At 63.5% G+C, this 16,829-nt stretch carries 17 protein-coding genes and 1 tRNA gene; 8 read left to right on the top strand and 10 right to left on the bottom strand.

Annotated features, from left to right (window positions below):
* Positions 1-101: 101 nt before the first annotated feature.
* Positions 102-1,067, bottom strand: a complete 966-nt coding sequence (locus tag JQ628_RS32060; RefSeq protein WP_212229969.1) for a complex I NDUFA9 subunit family protein — start codon at positions 1,065-1,067, stop codon at positions 102-104.
* 163 nt (positions 1,068-1,230) lie between these two features.
* On the opposite strand from JQ628_RS32060, the gene JQ628_RS32065 reads away from it, so the two are divergent.
* The 8 genes from JQ628_RS32065 to ptsN all read left to right on the top strand — a co-directional run bounded on the left by JQ628_RS32065 (position 1,231) and on the right by ptsN (position 8,194).
* Positions 1,231-1,317: transfer RNA gene (locus JQ628_RS32065), tRNA-Leu, on the top strand.
* A 104-nt stretch (positions 1,318-1,421) separates the two neighbouring features.
* Positions 1,422-2,036 (top strand): ribonuclease D, encoded by a 615-nt coding sequence (locus JQ628_RS32070; protein WP_212229971.1) that lies wholly within the window; start codon positions 1,422-1,424, stop codon positions 2,034-2,036.
* A gap of 118 nt (positions 2,037-2,154) precedes the next feature.
* Positions 2,155-2,895: an LPS export ABC transporter periplasmic protein LptC gene (lptC, locus tag JQ628_RS32075; protein WP_212229973.1), complete on the top strand. Its 741-nt coding sequence runs from the start codon at positions 2,155-2,157 to the stop codon at positions 2,893-2,895.
* Complete coding sequence (locus tag JQ628_RS32080) at positions 2,892-3,632, top strand: LptA/OstA family protein (RefSeq protein ID WP_433996180.1); 741 nt, start codon at positions 2,892-2,894, stop codon at positions 3,630-3,632. Before lptC ends, JQ628_RS32080 begins: the two co-directional genes overlap by 4 nt.
* A gap of 327 nt (positions 3,633-3,959) precedes the next feature.
* A complete protein-coding gene (gene lptB / locus JQ628_RS32085) occupies positions 3,960-4,991 on the top strand; it encodes an LPS export ABC transporter ATP-binding protein (RefSeq protein WP_212229977.1) in 1,032 nt (343 codons plus the stop codon).
* Between the two features lie 134 nt (positions 4,992-5,125).
* Positions 5,126-6,781 carry an RNA polymerase factor sigma-54 gene (gene rpoN, locus JQ628_RS32090; RefSeq protein WP_212229979.1) on the top strand — a complete coding sequence of 552 codons (1,656 nt, stop codon included), beginning with the start codon at positions 5,126-5,128 and terminating at the stop codon, positions 6,779-6,781.
* Between the two features lie 147 nt (positions 6,782-6,928).
* A complete protein-coding gene (gene hpf, locus JQ628_RS32095) occupies positions 6,929-7,531 on the top strand; it encodes a ribosome hibernation-promoting factor, HPF/YfiA family (protein ID WP_212229981.1) in 603 nt (200 codons plus the stop codon).
* A gap of 201 nt (positions 7,532-7,732) precedes the next feature.
* The gene (gene ptsN / locus JQ628_RS32100) at positions 7,733-8,194 is read left to right on the top strand and encodes a PTS IIA-like nitrogen regulatory protein PtsN (RefSeq protein ID WP_212229983.1); all 462 of its coding nucleotides are present in this window, start codon (positions 7,733-7,735) and stop codon (positions 8,192-8,194) included.
* Between the two features lie 41 nt (positions 8,195-8,235).
* On the opposite strand, the gene JQ628_RS32105 is transcribed toward ptsN, so the two are convergent.
* The 9 genes from JQ628_RS32105 to JQ628_RS32145 all read right to left on the bottom strand — a co-directional run bounded on the left by JQ628_RS32105 (position 8,236) and on the right by JQ628_RS32145 (position 16,737).
* On the bottom strand, positions 8,236-8,742 hold the full coding sequence (locus JQ628_RS32105; protein WP_212230116.1) for a GNAT family N-acetyltransferase: 507 nt from the start codon (positions 8,740-8,742) through the stop codon (positions 8,236-8,238).
* 232 nt (positions 8,743-8,974) lie between these two features.
* Positions 8,975-9,790 carry a phosphotransferase gene (locus JQ628_RS32110; RefSeq protein ID WP_212229985.1) on the bottom strand — a complete coding sequence of 272 codons (816 nt, stop codon included), beginning with the start codon at positions 9,788-9,790 and terminating at the stop codon, positions 8,975-8,977.
* A gap of 200 nt (positions 9,791-9,990) precedes the next feature.
* On the bottom strand, positions 9,991-10,257 hold the full coding sequence (locus JQ628_RS32115) for a DUF1150 family protein (protein ID WP_212229987.1): 267 nt from the start codon (positions 10,255-10,257) through the stop codon (positions 9,991-9,993).
* A 49-nt stretch (positions 10,258-10,306) separates the two neighbouring features.
* The gene (locus tag JQ628_RS32120) at positions 10,307-10,732 is read right to left on the bottom strand and encodes an Hsp20 family protein (protein WP_212229989.1); all 426 of its coding nucleotides are present in this window, start codon (positions 10,730-10,732) and stop codon (positions 10,307-10,309) included.
* 148 nt (positions 10,733-10,880) lie between these two features.
* Complete coding sequence (locus JQ628_RS32125) at positions 10,881-11,963, bottom strand: sn-glycerol-3-phosphate import ATP-binding protein UgpC (RefSeq protein WP_212229991.1); 1,083 nt, start codon at positions 11,961-11,963, stop codon at positions 10,881-10,883.
* 1 nt (position 11,964) lies between these two features.
* Positions 11,965-12,813: a sn-glycerol-3-phosphate ABC transporter permease UgpE gene (gene ugpE / locus JQ628_RS32130; RefSeq protein WP_212229993.1), complete on the bottom strand. Its 849-nt coding sequence runs from the start codon at positions 12,811-12,813 to the stop codon at positions 11,965-11,967.
* Positions 12,813-13,694, bottom strand: a complete 882-nt coding sequence (gene ugpA, locus JQ628_RS32135) for a sn-glycerol-3-phosphate ABC transporter permease UgpA (RefSeq protein WP_212229995.1) — start codon at positions 13,692-13,694, stop codon at positions 12,813-12,815. The genes ugpE and ugpA overlap by 1 nt, the downstream gene beginning before the upstream one ends.
* A gap of 149 nt (positions 13,695-13,843) precedes the next feature.
* A complete protein-coding gene (gene ugpB, locus JQ628_RS32140) occupies positions 13,844-15,160 on the bottom strand; it encodes a sn-glycerol-3-phosphate ABC transporter substrate-binding protein UgpB (RefSeq protein WP_212229997.1) in 1,317 nt (438 codons plus the stop codon).
* Between the two features lie 371 nt (positions 15,161-15,531).
* On the bottom strand, positions 15,532-16,737 hold the full coding sequence (locus tag JQ628_RS32145; protein ID WP_212230006.1) for a CaiB/BaiF CoA transferase family protein: 1,206 nt from the start codon (positions 16,735-16,737) through the stop codon (positions 15,532-15,534).
* Between the last annotated feature and the right edge of the window lie 92 nt (positions 16,738-16,829).

The following is a 16,829-nucleotide window of genomic DNA, read 5'->3' on the forward strand; positions in this document are numbered from 1 at the left end:
CGCCTCAAATGCCTCGGCTACCAAGCTCCCATCCAGGCTCTTGCCAATCCCACGGGACCGAACACGTTCGCAGGGACGACGTGGGAATAGAGACGCGCGCCCTACGCGCTCTTCTTCTGAAACTGCCCCGTCGCGCGGAAGCGCCAGAGATATTGCGGGACGATCGCTTCCATCGGCTCGGGGGCGATGCCGAGGCCCTCCAGCGTCAGCCCGGCGGCCTTCGCGGCTTCTGACACCACATTGTCGGTCTGCAACAGTTCGACCTGGTCGGGTGTCAGCTTGAAGGCGCCCGGCGCGAATTGCAGGAAGAATGCCTGGAATTTGGCGAGGCCGACCGACAGCGGCAGCAACGTGGGGTCGCGGCCGGTGGTCGCGCAGATCCATTGAATGATCTCGCGCATGGTCAGCACCTCGGGGCCGCCGAGTTCGTAAGTGGCGCCGGCCTTGGTCTTGCCGTCGACGGCTTCGGCCACGGCGGTGGCGACATCGCCGACATAAGCGGGCTGCATCTTCGTCTCGGCGCCGACCAGCGGCAGCACCGGCAACAGCCGCGCCAGCGCGGCAAAGCGGTTGGTGAACTGATCCTCGGGGCCGAACATCAGCGACGGGCGAACGATCGTGGCCGAGGGCACGGCCGCCAGCACGGCCTTCTCACCGGCCGCCTTGGCCCGGGCATAGCGCGAGGGCGATTTCTCGTCGGCGCCGATCGCCGAGACATGCACCATCCGGGCTCCCGCCGCGGCGGCTGCCTTGGCGACGGTGTCGGCGCCTTTCACCTGCACGGCGTCAAAGGTCTGCGCGCCGCCTTCGGCCAGGATGGCGACGAGGTTAACGGCCACGGCTGAATCGCGCATCGCCGCCTCGACCGAGGCGGGGTAGCGCAGATTGGACTGCACGACGTGGATCTGGCCGACCCGCCCGAGCGGCTGCAAATGTCCGGCGAGCTCCGGCCGGCGCACCGCGACCCGGATGCGGTAATCGCGCTTGGCCAGCGCCCGCACCACATTGCGCCCGAGAAAGCCCGAGCCGCCGAAAACCGTAACCAGGGTGTCCAGATTCGATGCCATGGGGTATTTCCTGGGGTCAGTTACTGCCGGGCCAAATTCGGCCGTTCGCCGTGATATTTAGCCGTTTCGCGATACGCCATCATGTCAGCCGTGTATAGCGTGTTTGGATCGCAAACTGGCAATTTGACAATCGCGTAACCGGTCCTTACTAACCCGGCCCAATGCCCAGGTGGCGGAATTGGTAGACGCGCTGGCTTCAGGTGCCAGTGGCTTCACGGCCGTGAAGGTTCGAGTCCTTTCCTGGGCACCATCTCTTTGCCCTCCAATGCTATTGAGAAGGCCTGCGGACGCTCGCTTGCGGCGGGATTGGGCGCTAGCTTGGTCTGGGAGCGATTCGACGAGGTTCCTGAAAACATGACCATCCGCCTGCATCGCGGCGACCTGCCCGATCTTTCGCGCTACACGACTTCGGTGGCGATCGACACCGAGACCATGGGGCTCAACCCGCATCGCGACCGGCTTTGCGTGGTGCAGATGTCGAATGGCGACGGCACGGCGGACGTGATCCAGATCGCCAAGGATCAGCGCGAGGCGCCGAACCTGAAGGCGCTGCTGGCCAATCCGAACATCACGAAAATCTTTCACTTCGCGCGCTTCGATCTGGCGGTGCTCTATCACACGTTCGGCGTGATGCCGCAGCCGGTCTATTGCACCAAGATCGCATCAAGACTTTCGCGCACCTATACCGACCGGCACGGCCTGAAGGATCTGGTGCGCGAGGTGCTGAACATCGAGCTTTCAAAGCAGCAGCAGTCGAGCGATTGGGGCGCGCAGAGCCTGAGCGAGGCGCAGCTCGCGTACGCCGCCTCCGACGTCCTGCATTTGCATGCGTTGCGTGAGCGCCTCGACGCCATGATGGCGCGCGAGGGGCGCACAGAGCTTGCAAAAGCCTGTTTCGAATTCCTGCCCACCCGCGCCAAGCTCGATCTCAGCGGCTGGGAGGCCGAGGACATTTTTGCGCATTCTTAAGACGGGATGCCGCAGGCTGGTTTTCGCCCCGTTTCGGTCACACTGGCGGGGGAAGGGGCGGGCTGCATTATTGGCCGACGCAGGGTAGAATAGCTGGCCGCCAGCTCCCGGAGCCGCTGTGAACTATATGCAAAACCCCGTCTATGATTCCGGCCTGGAGGCGCGCTTCGCCAGCGCAGCTCGCCACAGCCGGATGGTCCGGGTGTTGCGGATCGCGGTGCCGGCGGCGGTGGTGCTGGCGATGGCCGCGGTGGTGGCGGTGTCGGTCTTCAATCCGTTCCGGATGCTGGGGATCGTGAAACTGCCGGTCGATATCGGCAACCTCGTCGTATCCGGCACCAAGATCACGATGGAATCGCCGCACATGGCCGGCTTCTCGTCCGACCGGCGGCCGTATGAACTGACGGCGAAAACCGCCGTGCAGGACCTGACCAATCCGGATCACGTCGAGCTCAACATCATCCGCGCCAAGGTGCAGATGGAAGACCGCTCGACCGTCACGATGGATGCCCGCACCGGCCACTACGACAGCAAGCAGCAGACGCTGGACCTGCGCAAGGATATCTTCCTGCAATCCTCCACCGGCTATGAGGCAAAGCTTTCGCAAGCGCTGATGGATATCAACAAGGGGACGGTGACCTCGGAAGAACGCGTCGACGTCAAGCTTTTGAACGGCACGCTGGTGGCCGACAAGCTTCGCATCCTCAACAGCGGCGAGATCGTGCGGTTCGAGGGCAATGTGGTGATGAACCTGGTGATGGATCCGCCGGAGGCCGCAGCCGCAGAGCCGGAAACGCCGGAGCCTCCGCCGCCGCCGAAGACGCGGTCGATCTCGCCCAAGCCGGCCAATTTGAGATGATCTCGATGACAGATTATTCGCTCCGCAGCGCGCTTGCCTCGCGGAACGTCCTGAGCGCCTGCGCTGTCGCGCTGACGCTTGCACTGTTCGCGGCCGGATACGCATATGCGCAGGGCTCGATGTCGGGCGTACCCAACGCCATGCAGGGCTTTACGCAAAACCGCGACCAGCCGATTCAGATCGAGGCGGCCTCGCTGGAGGTGCGCGACAAGTCCAAGGAGGCGACCTTTTCCGGCAATGTGAAGGTCGTGCAGGGCGACACCACCATGACCTCGAAGACGCTGGTCGTGTTCTACGAGGAAAAGGCGCAGCAGCCATCATCGTCACCGCCGGTCAAGAAGACGGCGGCCAAGAGCGCTTCCGGCGCACCGATGCAGTCGGCTCAGCCGGGGCCGGGCGGCAGCTCGTCGATCAAGCGGCTCGAGGCGCGTGGCAATGTGGTGGTCACGCAAAAGGATCAGGTCGTGACCGGGGAGACTGCGATCTTCGACACCAAGGCCAATCTGATCACGATGCAGGGCGGCATCGTACTTACCCAGTGCAGCAACGTGTTGCGCGGCGACCGTCTGAAGGTGGACATGACGACCGGCGTCTCGCGGGTCGAGTCCGACAGCGGCAAGGTGCAGGGCCTGTTCATTCAGGGGCAGGGACAGGGGCAAGGGTGCGGCGGATCAGCGCCCGGGTCGGGCTCGCCGCCGGTGGCGATACCTTCCCTGATCCCGGGTAAACAGAAGTAAAATCAACAGGTTGTGTATTGGCCGGGGCGACCGAGGTTGAAGCCGGCGGTGCGAGCCTGTATCTAGGCTGCAGCATGATCCCGGAAAAGTGGGTACCGGTTTTCCAAAGGATCATGCTCAAACAATGAACTATACCCGACGGCGGGATAACCAGGTGTTCCGCTGGGCAAGGGACATCCCTTCATTCAATGTTCGCGCGGGACGAATCGAACTGCCCGCGTTTGTTGCGCGGGAATCGGAGCATGATCCGGAAAAGTGGGTACCGGTTTTCCGATGAGATCATGCTCAAACCAGCAATAGAGGCCTGAAGGGCTGAGCGAAGCGGGGATGGTGGATCTTCTCGGCATGTTCCGGCGGCGTCCGGCCAAGCGTAGCCCGGGCGGCTTTGCGCGCTCGCGCGAGGACATCACCGCGCTCGGCGACACCATGGGCGACATGCTGACAAACCCGGTGCGGGATGCGCCGCCGATCGCGCGCGATGCGGCGATGGCAGGCATGGACCTGCCGCGCGCGCTAGCCGATGTGGAGCCGCCGCGCGCCGAGCCGCCGCGCGCACCCGTCAAAAAGGCGAAGGCGAAGAAACCGGCAAAGCCGAAAAAAGCCAATGGCGCCGCCGCGCCACAGCTCCTGAAGCGGCCGGGCTTTCTGGCTGTGCATAGCGTGGAAAAGAGTTTTGGCAGCCGCCAGGTCGTGCGCGGCGTTTCCATCTATGTCCGCCGCGGCGAGGCTGTCGGCCTGCTCGGCCCGAACGGCGCCGGCAAGACCACCGTGTTCTACATGATCACCGGGCTGATCAAGGCCGACCGCGGCGCGATCGAGCTCGACGGCCACGACGTCACAAAGCTGCCGATGTATCAGCGCGCGCGGCTCGGCATCGGCTATCTGCCGCAGGAAGCCTCGATCTTCCGCGGCCTCACCGTGGAGCAGAACATCCGCGCGGTGCTCGAAGTGGTCGAGCCGAGCCGCAGGAAGCGCGAGCGTGAACTGGATTCGCTGCTCGACGAATTCAACATCACGCGGCTGCGTAAATCGCCTTCGATTGCACTGTCCGGCGGCGAGCGCCGCCGCGTCGAAATCGCGCGCGCGCTCGCGACGCGTCCGAACTACATGCTGCTCGACGAGCCCTTTGCCGGCATCGATCCGATCGCGGTCGGCGACATTCAGGATCTCGTCCGCCACCTCACCAACCGCGGCATCGGCGTGCTCATCACCGACCACAATGTCCGCGAGACGCTGGGCCTGACCGACCGCGCCTACATCGTCTATGCCGGTGAGATTTTGACCGAAGGCAGCCCGGACGAGATCGTTGCTAACCCCGATGTGCGGAGGCTTTACCTGGGGGAGGAATTCCGGCTTTAATCTGCTGCGCTGCGGTAACCACCTTTTGGGGTCGCGCGCTCTAGCCCAAAAATTGCATCCGTCAAGCCGTGTACATCGGCTTTGGTTTCGTCTAAGCAAGAATCGGACCAAGTTTTGGACGGTTTCTTGCCCAAATGGCACTGACGCAGAGATTAGAGTTCCGCCAGTCGCAGTCGCTGGTGATGACGCCGCAGCTGATGCAGGCCATCAAGCTGCTGCAACTGTCCAACCTCGATCTGACTACCTTTGTCGAGGAAGAGCTGGAGCGGAACCCGCTGCTGGAGCGCGCCAGTGACGAGCCCGAGGCCCCGGTACGAGGCGAGGGGTCCCCTGAAGGCGCCGAGTTTTCAGCATCGGCCGAGAGCGGCTACGGCGAAGATGGCGGCGGCGATACGGCCGGTTCGGCCGAAAGCTTCGAGCCCAGCCAGTTCGAGCCGGGGCAGGAGGAGTGGCTGAACCGCGACCTCGGCACCCGCGCCGAGATCGAGCAAACGCTCGACACCGGGCTCGACAATGTCTTCTCCGAAGAGCCGGCGGAGGCCGCCGCGCGCGCGGCGCAGGACGCGGCGCCCACCGCCTATACCGAATGGGGCGGCGGCGCCTCCAGTGATGAGGACTATAATCTCGAAGCTTTCGTCGCCGCCGAAGTGACGCTTGGCGATCATCTCGCCGAGCAGCTCGCGGTCGCCTTCACCGCGCCGGCGCAGCGCATGATCGGGCAGTATCTGATCGACCTAGTCGATGAGGCCGGCTATCTGCCCGCCGATCTCGGCCAGGCCGCCGAGCGGCTCGGGGCATTGCAGGCCGATGTCGATGTCGTGCTGGCGACGCTACAGACGTTCGATCCCCCCGGTATCTGCGCGCGTAATTTGAGCGAGTGTCTCGCGATTCAGCTGCGCGAGCTCAACCGCTACGACCCGGCAATGCAGGCGCTCGTCGAGAATCTCGATTTGCTGGCGAAGCGCGATATCGCCGCTTTGCGCAAGCTGTGCGGCGTCGACGACGAAGACATCACCGACATGATCGGCGAGATCCGACGGCTCGATCCAAAACCGGGATTGAAGTTTGGCGCCTCACGCGCGCAAACAATGGTGCCGGATGTGTATGTGCGGCCGGGCCCCGACGGCGGCTGGCATGTCGAGCTCAACAGCGACACGCTGCCGAAAGTGCTGGTCAACCAGACCTATTACAGCGAATTGTCGAAAACGATCCGCAAGGATGGCGACAAATCGTACTTCACCGACTGCCTGCAGAATGCGACCTGGCTGGTGCGCGCCCTCGACCAGCGCGCCCGGACGATTCTGAAAGTGGCGACCGAGATCGTACGCCAGCAGGACGGTTTCTTCACCCACGGCGTCGCGCATTTGCGGCCGCTGAATCTGAAGGCCGTGGCGGATGCGATCCAGATGCACGAATCGACGGTGTCGCGCGTCACCGCCAACAAATACATGGCGACCAATCGTGGCAGTTTTGAATTGAAGTATTTCTTCACGGCGTCGATTGCCTCCGCCGACGGCGGCGAGGCGCATTCGGCGGAGGCGGTGCGGCATCACATCAAGCAGTTGATCGACGCCGAAAGCCCGTCCGCGATCCTTTCGGATGACACCATCGTGGAACGATTGCGCGCTTCGGGCATTGATATTGCCCGCCGCACGGTTGCGAAATATCGCGAAGCCATGCGTATCCCTTCCTCGGTGCAACGCCGCCGCGACAAGCAGAGCATGCTCGGTAATGCCCTTTCGGCGCCTGCGACATCTTCGGACCGGTCCCGCGATACCGCAACCGCCTGATTGCATCGGCGGGAAATAGGGATACGCTCAATTCCCCCGCGAGCATGATCCGGAAAAGTGGGGACCGGTTTTCCCTCGCGACAAACGCGAAGCGTTTGCGCGGAGATCATGCTCAAACAGAGAGCAGAACCTTATCGAGGCATCCACATGACTCTTCGGATCTCGGGAAAAAGCATCAGCGTCGGCGAAGCGCTGCGCGGCCGCGTCAGCGAGCGCACGGACGAGGTGTTGCGCAAATATTTCGACGGCAATTATTCCGGCCACATCACGCTGTCCAAGGACGGTTTCGGTTTCCGCACGGATTGCGCGCTGCATCTGGATTCCGGGATTACGCTGGAGGCCGAATCCAACGCCACCGATGCCTATGCCAGCGCGGACCAGGCGCTGCTGATGATCGAAAAGCGCCTGCGGCGCTACAAGAGCCGGCTGAAGGACCGCTCCGCGCGCAAGGCCTACGCCGAGGCCGCCGCGATCGCCGAGCTGAGCGCGCCGACGCTCGATGCGCCGAGCTACGTGATCGAGGCTCCATCGGAGAGCGACGAGGAAGTCGACGGCTATAGCCCCGTGATCATTGCGGAGGCCACCACCTCGCTGAAGCGGCTGTCGGTGAGCGAGGCCGTGATGGAGCTGGACCTTACCGGGGCGGCCTGCCTGGTATTCCAGCATGGCTCCAGCGGCCGAGTGAACATCATCTACCGGCGGGCCGACGGCAATGTCGGCTGGGTCGATCCCCCTGCCGTTTCCCCCTGATTCGGCAAGCCCCGACCGCATGATTGGCCGCCAAAAGATAGGTGCAGGAACAGCCCCGCGGGTGTTGGCACCGGGCAGTCGTTGGGGTAGAAGCCCCTCCAAAATCGGGACCCGGGTCCAACCCCGCCTCCCGTCTCATCTTCTTGACGCTCGCGCCTTCAAGACTATTTCGCAACCTGACGGTTCACCTCGGAACGCCCCATGACGATTACGGATCTGGTCGCACCAGAGGCGATTCTCCCGGCGTTGAAGGTCAACAGCAAGAAGCAGGCGTTGCAGGAGCTGGCGGCGCGCGCGTCCGCGCTCACCGGCCAGAACGAACGCTCGGTGTTCGAGGTTCTGTTGCAGCGCGAGAAGCTCGGCACGACGGCAGTGGGCTACGGCGTCGCCATCCCGCACGGCAAGCTGCCGAAACTGGAAAAGCTGTTCGGGCTGTTCGCGCGCCTCGAGCGTCCGATCGATTTCGAGGCCATGGACGGCCAGCCCGTCGACCTTGTGTTTCTGCTGCTCGCACCTGAAGGCGCCGGCGCCGATCACCTCAAGGCGCTGGCGCGGATCGCGCGCCTCCTCCGCGACCAGGACATCGCCAAGAAGCTGCGCGCCTCGCGCGATGCGCAGGCGATCTATTCCGTGCTGGCGCTGCCGCCGGCGAGTGCGGCTTAAGGCCGCTGGCAACGGGCGGCCGCCAAGCGCGCATTTTCTGCCTACAGCATGTGCGCGAGATAGCGGACCTCCTTGCTGTCGTCGTGGATGCTGGCGCGGCCTGTTTCGACAAATCCAAGCGCGGCATGAAAGGCGTCCGATTCCGGATTGGGCGGACGGCTGTTGACTTCGCAAACCACGCGCGCGTGCCCTGCTGTTACCGCCTGCTCGAACAGGTCGCGGTAGAGCGCTCGCGCCAGCCCACGGCCCCGCGCGGCCGCGGCGACTACGATCCTGTCGACATAGACGAAGCGCGGAAAGCGCGCGCGAAACCAGAGAAAATTCGGGCTGTCGTAGGGGGCATCCTGGTCGAACGCCAGCAGGAACGCATCGACCTCGCCGGTTCGCCGCACGAGAAAAGCGTTTGCCGCAAGATGTTGCAGCCGCTCCGGCGCGAGCCATGACAACTCTTCGGCGTGCGCATTGTTGAGCGCGAGGATGGTAGCGCCAAGCGACGTGCCAGGCGCGACGTCAGCAACGGTAAGGTTTTGCGGCGTCGATGCACTCATCATGGCACGTGCGCTGTGGCAGATGGTGCGATCCTGGAGCATGATCCGGAAAAGTGTGCAGCGGATTTCCCTGCGACAAACGCGAAGCGTTTACGCGGAGATCATGCTCAAACAAAGAGTTAGGGCTGGATGAGGGTTCGAAGAAAAGTCATCTCGCTCCGGCGGCCGCAGCCGGCTTGCGCAGCATCACGATCAGCCCTTTCGATCGTACGCCGCATCGAGCGCGCTGCGTTCAGTCTTCCGAGCGCAGGGCCGCTTCGATGCGCTCGATCAGCCGTTCCCGCTGGGCAGGGCTGGGCACCGGGCCTGTGAGGAACCAGGTGCGCGCGATCGGCAAGTAGAGCTGTGTCGCCGCCGTCAGCGACGCCGGGGACATGCCGGCCAGCCGCGCGTACTCGGACTGCACGGCTGCATTGAGCGCGCGCGGCCGCTCCGGATCGTCGACGACATCCGGAGCAATCTCGGAAAGGGCGACGTGGGCTTGCGCAAGGTCAAGGGCGGCCGGCGCGCGAACCACAAAGGGCCAATCGATCAGTCTTGGACCCTCCGCCGTCATGATCACGTTGCCGGGGTGAAGGTCGACATGGCACAGCCCGTCCCCCGGCGCGAGGTGATCGATCAGGGCGAGGATGCCGGTGGCGATGTGCTTCGGAATCCTGTCAGCGTTGCTCCGCAACGCGCCATCCATCCAGTCGCGCAGGGGGAGTACGTCCGGCGGCGGCGGTGTCTTATGAACGGCCATGTAAAGGGTCGCGAGGATCGCGCCCGCCTGCTCGCGCGTCACGCCGCCGCTCCGCGAGAGCTGCAGCAGGGTCGGCCCGTCGAAGCGCGGCAGCACGATGCCGAAGCGCCCGTCAAGGGTCACCTTGTCGAGCACCTCCGGCGCCGGGCCGCCGGCGGCGAAGACGGCGCGGGTCATTCGCGCCTCGTGCCCGCTGAGCCGCCGCGAGACGCCGGCCTTGAACAGCTTTACGACCTGACCGGGCGCCCAGGCGTGGACATCAGCGAAGACGCCTTCGCCGATCTTCTCCCCCAGCGATCCCCGCATCGCCCCGTCCTCCCGCCGCGGCAGAGCAAACACCCGGTGGCGAGCAAAGGCAAACCCCGGGCATGACGAGAGTCCTGTGCAGCCGTCAAAAATACGCGGGCGGTCTCCGGATCAAGAAACCACCCGCGTATGGTTGAATCAGTCCGGCGGCGAATTTCGGCCGCGAGAAACCTGCTTGGCTAAAGCGTCAGACGCCCGCCTCAGTGGACGCTGACGGCCTGAAGCTCGTTGCTCCACGCATTCGCAATCGCTGCTTCCCGGCTATCGGTCAGCATGATCGGCGTGCCGTCGGCGGCATGCAGCGCGAACAACTTCAAGCCCGGTGCGATCTTTGGCGCCTGCGGGAAGAGCCCCGGCACATCCTCGGAACGGACCTGCTTCACATAGGCGATATGGCCTTCACCAAGATGGGCCAGCGCCTCTTCAGAGACCCTTTCGGGTTCGAACGTCACAGTTACATCACTCATGGTCTCGACTCCTCAGTCAGACAAGCGGTCGAGTCCGCTCCTCGTTCCATTATTCGTGTTCATTGATAGCTATTGTCTTAACGACCCGTTCAGGTTCCGGCCTGGCGAGGTCGATCGACAACAGCCCGTTCTTCAAGTCCGCGCCCAGCACCAGCATCCCCTCTGCCAGCACGAAGGTGCGCTGGAAGTGGCGCGCGGCGATGCCGCGATGGATGTATTGCCGGGCCTTGTCGTCCTGCTGGCGTCCGCGGATGACGAGCTGGTTTTCCTCAATGGTCACATCGAGTTGGTCGCGGGTAAAACCCGCCACCGCCAGCGTGATGCGCAGGCGTTCGGGCTGGCCGTTGGACCGGTCGCAGCGCTCGATGTTGTAGGGAGGATAGCCGTCAGCGCCTTTGACGACGCGATCGAGCGCACGCTCGATTTCGTCGAATCCCAGCAGAAAAGGGCTCGATAACGATGGAACACGAGACATACAAAGTCCTCTCGAAGCGACTTTGAGGGGCCCTTGCGGCGCCCCATGTGACCGTCTGGCGGACTGCCCTCCGGTCAAGGAACAATATGGGGGTGCTTGGGGATGCGTTCAAGCACCTCAAAAACCTGCCTGAATCGGCCCGAAAGCGTCAAGCCTCGACGCGCTTGCGGCCGTCGGCCGAGAACAAGTGCAGCTTTTCGCGGGCGGCTGCCACCCTGATCCGCTCCCCGATCGCGGGGCCGACCGCGCCGGGGATGCGGACGATCACCTCGCCCGGCGGCAGTTCGCCGGGGTTGGAGGCGACGCCCTGGGCCTCGCGCTCGCGGGTGCCGTAGACAAAGGTTTCGGCGCCGACTTTTTCGATGGCTTCCACGGTCAGGCCGAAAGCGACACCGCCGGCCACCGTCTCCTTGGTGATCTCAAAATCCTCAGGACGGACGCCGAGGATGCCGGCTTCGGTGCCGGCCAGTTGCGACTTGAGCTCGTTGTCCTGCTGTAGCGGCATCAGGTTCATCGGCGGCGCGCCGATGAAGGAGGCGACGAAGGTGGTGTTCGGCCTCTGGTAGATATCGAGCGGATTGCCGATCTGCTCGACCAGGCCGGCGTTCATCACCACCAGAATATCGGCGAGCGTCATTGCCTCGAGCTGGTCGTGGGTGACGTAGATCGAGGTCGTGCTCAGTCGTCGCTGGAGTTTTCGGATCTCGACCCGCATGGCGATGCGCAGCTTGGCATCGAGGTTCGACAGCGGCTCGTCGAACAGAAACACTTCTGGCTGACGCACGATGGCACGACCCATCGCGACGCGCTGGCGCTGGCCGCCGGAGAGCTGCCGCGGCTTGCGCTCCAGCATGGCCGACAGCTCGAGGATGCGCGCGGCTTCGGTGACGCGGGTCTTGATCTCGGGCTCGGGCATGCCGCGGTTGCGCAGGCCATAGGCCATGTTGTTGAACACGCTCATATGCGGATAGAGCGCGTAATTCTGGAACACCATCGCGATGTCGCGGTCGGCCGGCTCGATCTCGTTGACGACGCGACCGCCGATGTCGATCTCGCCGCCGGTGATGGTCTCGAGGCCCGCGACCATGCGCAGCAGCGTGGACTTGCCGCAGCCGGACGGGCCGACCAGCACGCAGAACTGACCGTCGCCGACCTCGAAATCGACGCCCTTGATGGCTTCGAAGCCGCCGACATAGGTCTTGCGGACGTTGCGTAGGGTTACGTTGGCCATTTCACTTTTCCGTCTGGACCAGTCCGCGCACGAACAGCCGCTGCATGAAGATCACGACCGCGACCGGCGGCACCATGGCGAGCACCGCGGTCGCCATCGCGAGCTGCCATTCGGCAAGCTCGTCGGTCGCCACCAGCATCTTCTTGATGCCGATGACGATGGTCTGCATCGAATCCTGTGTGGTGATCAGCAGCGGCCAGAGATATTGATTCCAGCCATAGATGAACTGGATCACGAACAGCGCCGCCATGGTCGTGACCGACAACGGCAGCAGCGTATCCCAGAAGAAGCGGAAGGGTCCGGCGCCGTCGATGCGCGAGGCCTCCAATAGTTCATCCGGAACGGTCATGAAGAACTGGCGGAACAGCAGCGTGCCGGTGGCCGACGCAATCAGCGGCAGGATCAGCCCGGCATAGGTGTCGAGCATCTTCAGGTCGGCGACCACCTTGTAGGTCGGATAGATGCGCACCTCGACCGGCAGCATCAGGGTGATGAAGATGATCCAGAAGGCGGTCTTGCGGAACGGAAAGCGGAAATAGACCACCGCATAGGCCGAGAGGATCGAGATGAAGATTTTTCCGACCGCAATGCCGATCGCCGAGATGAACGAATTGATCAGCATATTGGCCACCGGCTCGCGGCTGGTGCGCGATCCGCCGACGAAGATGGCGCGGTAATAGTTTTCCAGCGTCTGGCTGCCGGGCGTCGCGGGCATGTGGCCGCCGACCACGGTCGCCGCGTCATGGGTCGAGGCGATCAGCGCTAGGTAAACCGGAAAAGCAACGATCAGTACACCGAGCGTGAGGATGGCGTAGGCGATGAAATCACTTAAGGGACGGTGCTCGACCATCAGTACTGCACCTTGCGTTCGACGTAGCGGAACTGGATCGCGGTGAGCGCGATCACGATCACCATCAGAATCACCGACTGCGCCGCCGAGCCGCCGAGATCGCCGCCGAGCCGGCCGTCGGCGAAGACCTTGTAGACCATGGTGGTGGTGGCGCCGGCGGGGCCGCCGCCGGTGACGGCATCGATGATGCCAAACGTGTCGAAGAACACGTAGACGATGTTGACCACCAGCAGGAAGAAGGTGGTCGGCGACAGCAGCGGGAAGACGATGGTCCAGAACCGCCGCATCGGACCCGCGCCGTCGATCGCGCCGGCCTCGATCACGCTTTTCGGGATTGCTTGCAGGCCGGCGAGGAAGAACAGGAAATTATAGGAGATCTGCTTCCACACCGAGGCCATCACCACCAGGATCATGGCGTGGGTGCCGTTGAGCAGGGGATTCCAGTCGATGCCCATACCGCGCAGCGGACGCGACAGCATGCCGAGTGACGGCTGGAACATGAAGAACCAGAGAACGCCGGCGACGGCGGGCGCCACGGCATAGGGCCAGATCAGGAATGTCTTGTAGGGGCCGGCTGCTTTCAGGTTCTTGTCGGCCTGCGTCGCAAACAACAATGCGATGGAGAGCGAAAGCGCCCCGACCGATATGGAGAAGACCACGGTCGTCAGCATGGCCGCGTAGTATGCGGGCGACAGAAACAGCGTTTGATAATTTTCCAGGCCGACGAATTCGGAGACGAGGCCGAACGCATCCTCGCGCAGGAAGGATTGCCAGACCGCCTGGCTCGCAGGCCAATAGAAGAAGACAATGGTGATGACGAGCTGCGGGAACAGCAGGCAATAGGGCAGCAGCTTGTTGTTGAAGACGGTGGACTTTTCCATGCAGACCCATCGTCATTGCGAGGAGCGAAGCGGCGAGGCAATCCATCGGTCCGCTGTGCGGCGCTATGGATTGCTTTGCGGAGCTTGTCATCCGGCGGCGCTTTCGCGCCGACCGGATGGCTCACAATGACTTCCCCCGAGTTGTCGCTCTATTTTGCAGTCTTCTCGAACGTCCGCAACATGGCGTTGCCCTTGGCGACGGCCTCATCGAGTGCCTGCTGGGCGGTCTTCTTGCCGGCCAGCGCGGCCTCGATCTCCTCGGCCCAGATATCGCGCATCTGCACCATGTTGCCGAAGCGCAGGCCGCGCGAATTCTCGGTCGGCTCCTTGTTGGTGAGTTCCTTCAGCGGCGTCTGTAGGACCGGGTTCTTCTCGTAGAAACCGTCCTTGATCGACTTCTCATAAGCCGCCTTGGTGATCGGCAGGTAGCCGGATTCCTGGTGCAGCCTCGCCTGGCGGTTGGTGTCCGACAGGAAGGTGAAGAACTTGGCGACGCCCTTGTACTCTTCCGGTTTCTTTCCGCCCATCACCCACAGCGAGGCACCGCCGATGATCGAGTTCTGTGGGGCGCCCGCGACATCAGGATAATAGGGCATCGGAGCCGAGGTGAAGTCGAACTTCGCGGTGGCCTTCGCGGTGCCGTAATAGCCCGACGAGGTCAGGAAGATCGCGCATTCGCCGGAGCCGAAGCGGGCTTCGTTGGCGCTGGTGCGCCCGCCATAGTCGTAGGTCTTGTCCTTTTGCAGGTCGACGAGGTTCTGAAGATGCTTCACATGCAGGGGCGAGTTGAACTTCAGCACGGTGTCGAAGCCGTCGAGGCCATTGGCCTTGGTGCCGATCGGCACGTTGTGCCAGGCGGAAAACTGCTCGATATGCGCCCAGGTGACCCAGGCGTTGGAGAAGCCGCAGGTGCTGTGGCCGGCCGCCTTCAGCTTCTTGGCCGCCTCGAACACTTCAGGCCAGGTCTTCGGGATTTCGGTGACGCCGGCCTTCTTCAATTCATCCTTGTTGATCCACATCACCATCGATGACGAGTTGAACGGGAACGACAGCATGTCGCCCTTGGCGGTGGAGTAGTAACCGGTGATGGTCGGCAAATAGGCCTTCGGATCGAACGGCTCGCCGGCATCCTTCATCAACTGGTAGACCGGCTTGATGGCGCCGGTCGCGCCCATCATGGTCGCGGTGCCGACCTCGAACACCTGCATGATATGCGGCGCGTTGCCCGCCCGGAACGCCGCGATGCCGGCGTTCATCGTATCAGGATAGTTGCCCTTGTAGGACGGCACGACCTTGTAGTCGGACTGGCTGGCGTTGAATTCTTCGGCAAGCCTGTTGACGACGTCATTGTTGGCACCGGTCATGGCGTGCCACCACTGGATCTCGATCGCCGCATGCGCGGGCGAGGCGGCGAAAGCCAGCGTGACCGCGACGGCCGCAGCCGTGCCGAATTGTCGAAGAGCCATCAAATTCCTCCCGGTTGGAACCGTCATCGATTTGTTGCGCTAGCAGCCGCGGATGACGTGCAAATGACCGTATAAGCGAGCCAATCCTAGGGGGGAAGTGAACCTTAGGGGAAGCGGGAAAGATTGGTGCGATGCGGCGCGCCGGGCCCGTCTCTTCACCTATCCTGTGGGAGAGGTCGGATTGCGAAGCAATCCGGGCGAGGGGCTTTTCGGTCCCACGGGAGACCGTAATCCCTCACCCGGATCGCATCTGGCGATGCGCCATAGCCGAAGCTTGCTTCGGCGTTCCTGGGTGACGGCCGCTGCAAGCGGCCTATGCCTCTCCCGAACGGGAGACGTGGACCGTCAATGCCGCAACATTTGAGGCTACCTTACCGCTTCCGCTCCGAGCCGCAGACGACGCCTTTGGCAACCAGCGATTCGATCTCGCCCTTCGAGTAGCCGAACTCGCCGAGCACTTCGGCCGAATGCTGCGAAAATTTCGGTGGCGTGCGGCGCAGGCTCGGCTTGGTCCGTTCCAGCCGGATCGGGGAGGCGACGCCCTTGTACCAGTCCTTGGCAACGATATCGCCGCGATGGATGGTGTGCGGATTGGTCAGCGCCTGGTCGATCTTTTGCACGGGGCCGGCGGGCAGGCCCGCCGCGAGCAGGCGGTTGCACAAGGGTTCGGCCTCATGCTGGCTGAACACCGCGGCGAGTTCTGCGCGCAGCGCCTCGCGGTTGGCGATGCGGTCCTTGTTGCGGGCAAAGCGCGGATCGGTGCCCAGTTCAGGCTTGCCGATTTCCCTGGCCAATTTCCGGAAGGTGCCGTCATTGCCGACGCCGATGAAGATGTCGTCGGTCTTCGTCGGGAAGATCGCGTAGGGCACGAGGTTCGGATGCTCATTGCCGGTGAGCGAGGGCGGCTTGCCGTGCATGAAATAATTCGCGGTGTGCGGATGCATCACGGCGAGCCCGGTTTCGTACAGCGTGGTCTCCAGGAATTGGCCGCGGCCGGAACGCTGCCGCTCCGACAGCGCCATCAGGATGCCGATGCAGGCGTAAAGGCCGGTGGTGATGTCCACCACGGGCACGCCGATCCGCATCGGGCCGCTCTCGGGCGAGCCGGTCGCCGCGATCATGCCGGTCATGGCCTGGATGATGGCGTCATAGCCGGGGTTGCCGCCGCGCGGGCCGTCGGCGCCGAAGCCGGAGATGCGGCAATGCACGAGGCGCGGAAATTTCTGGCGCAGCACCTCGTTGCCGATGCCCCATTTGTCGAGCGTGCCGGGCTTGAAATTCTCGATCAGGACGTCGGCGGTCTCCAGCATCTTCATCAGCACGGCGCGCCCGCTTTCCGAGGCGAGGTCGAGACCGATCGAGCGCTTGTTGCGGTTGATGCCGACGAAGTACGCGGCGTCCTCTTCATGGAAGGGCGGGCCCCAGTCGCGCACCTCGTCGCCGGCGGGCGGCTCGACCTTGATGACGTCGGCGCCATGGTCGGCGAGGATCTGCGTGCAATAGGGGCCGCCGAGCACGCGCGTGAGATCGATCACGCGCAGGCCTGCCATCGCGCCCGGGGCGGGTTGGGAAGTCATGAAAAGCAACCTTCACTCAGGAATGGGATCGGTCCAGAGCTAGCGGGCTTCGGCTGAGGCAGCAATGCCTTCGGGTGCACAGGCATATGCTG

This window comes from Bradyrhizobium lablabi (assembly GCF_018129385.1).
Taxonomy (GTDB): Bacteria; Pseudomonadota; Alphaproteobacteria; order Rhizobiales; family Xanthobacteraceae; genus Bradyrhizobium; species Bradyrhizobium lablabi_C.

Coding starts and splice junctions, on each gene's coding strand:
- rpoN (WP_212229979.1), top strand. CDS start 5,126: ATGGCACTGACGCAGAGATTAGAGTTCCGCCAGTCGCAGTCGCTGGTG.
- JQ628_RS32060 (WP_212229969.1), bottom strand. CDS start 1,067: ATGGCATCGAATCTGGACACCCTGGTTACGGTTTTCGGCGGCTCGGGC.
- ugpE (WP_212229993.1), bottom strand. CDS start 12,813: ATGGTCGAGCACCGTCCCTTAAGTGATTTCATCGCCTACGCCATCCTC.
- lptB (WP_212229977.1), top strand. CDS start 3,960: ATGGTGGATCTTCTCGGCATGTTCCGGCGGCGTCCGGCCAAGCGTAGC.
- ugpB (WP_212229997.1), bottom strand. CDS start 15,160: ATGGCTCTTCGACAATTCGGCACGGCTGCGGCCGTCGCGGTCACGCTG.
- ugpA (WP_212229995.1), bottom strand. CDS start 13,694: ATGGAAAAGTCCACCGTCTTCAACAACAAGCTGCTGCCCTATTGCCTG.
- JQ628_RS32110 (WP_212229985.1), bottom strand. CDS start 9,790: ATGCGGGGATCGCTGGGGGAGAAGATCGGCGAAGGCGTCTTCGCTGAT.
- ptsN (WP_212229983.1), top strand. CDS start 7,733: ATGACGATTACGGATCTGGTCGCACCAGAGGCGATTCTCCCGGCGTTG.
- JQ628_RS32115 (WP_212229987.1), bottom strand. CDS start 10,257: ATGAGTGATGTAACTGTGACGTTCGAACCCGAAAGGGTCTCTGAAGAG.
- JQ628_RS32105 (WP_212230116.1), bottom strand. CDS start 8,742: ATGAGTGCATCGACGCCGCAAAACCTTACCGTTGCTGACGTCGCGCCT.
- hpf (WP_212229981.1), top strand. CDS start 6,929: ATGACTCTTCGGATCTCGGGAAAAAGCATCAGCGTCGGCGAAGCGCTG.
- JQ628_RS32125 (WP_212229991.1), bottom strand. CDS start 11,963: ATGGCCAACGTAACCCTACGCAACGTCCGCAAGACCTATGTCGGCGGC.
- JQ628_RS32120 (WP_212229989.1), bottom strand. CDS start 10,732: ATGTCTCGTGTTCCATCGTTATCGAGCCCTTTTCTGCTGGGATTCGAC.
- JQ628_RS32070 (WP_212229971.1), top strand. CDS start 1,422: ATGACCATCCGCCTGCATCGCGGCGACCTGCCCGATCTTTCGCGCTAC.
- JQ628_RS32145 (WP_212230006.1), bottom strand. CDS start 16,737: ATGACTTCCCAACCCGCCCCGGGCGCGATGGCAGGCCTGCGCGTGATC.
- JQ628_RS32080 (WP_433996180.1), top strand. CDS start 2,892: ATGATCTCGATGACAGATTATTCGCTCCGCAGCGCGCTTGCCTCGCGG.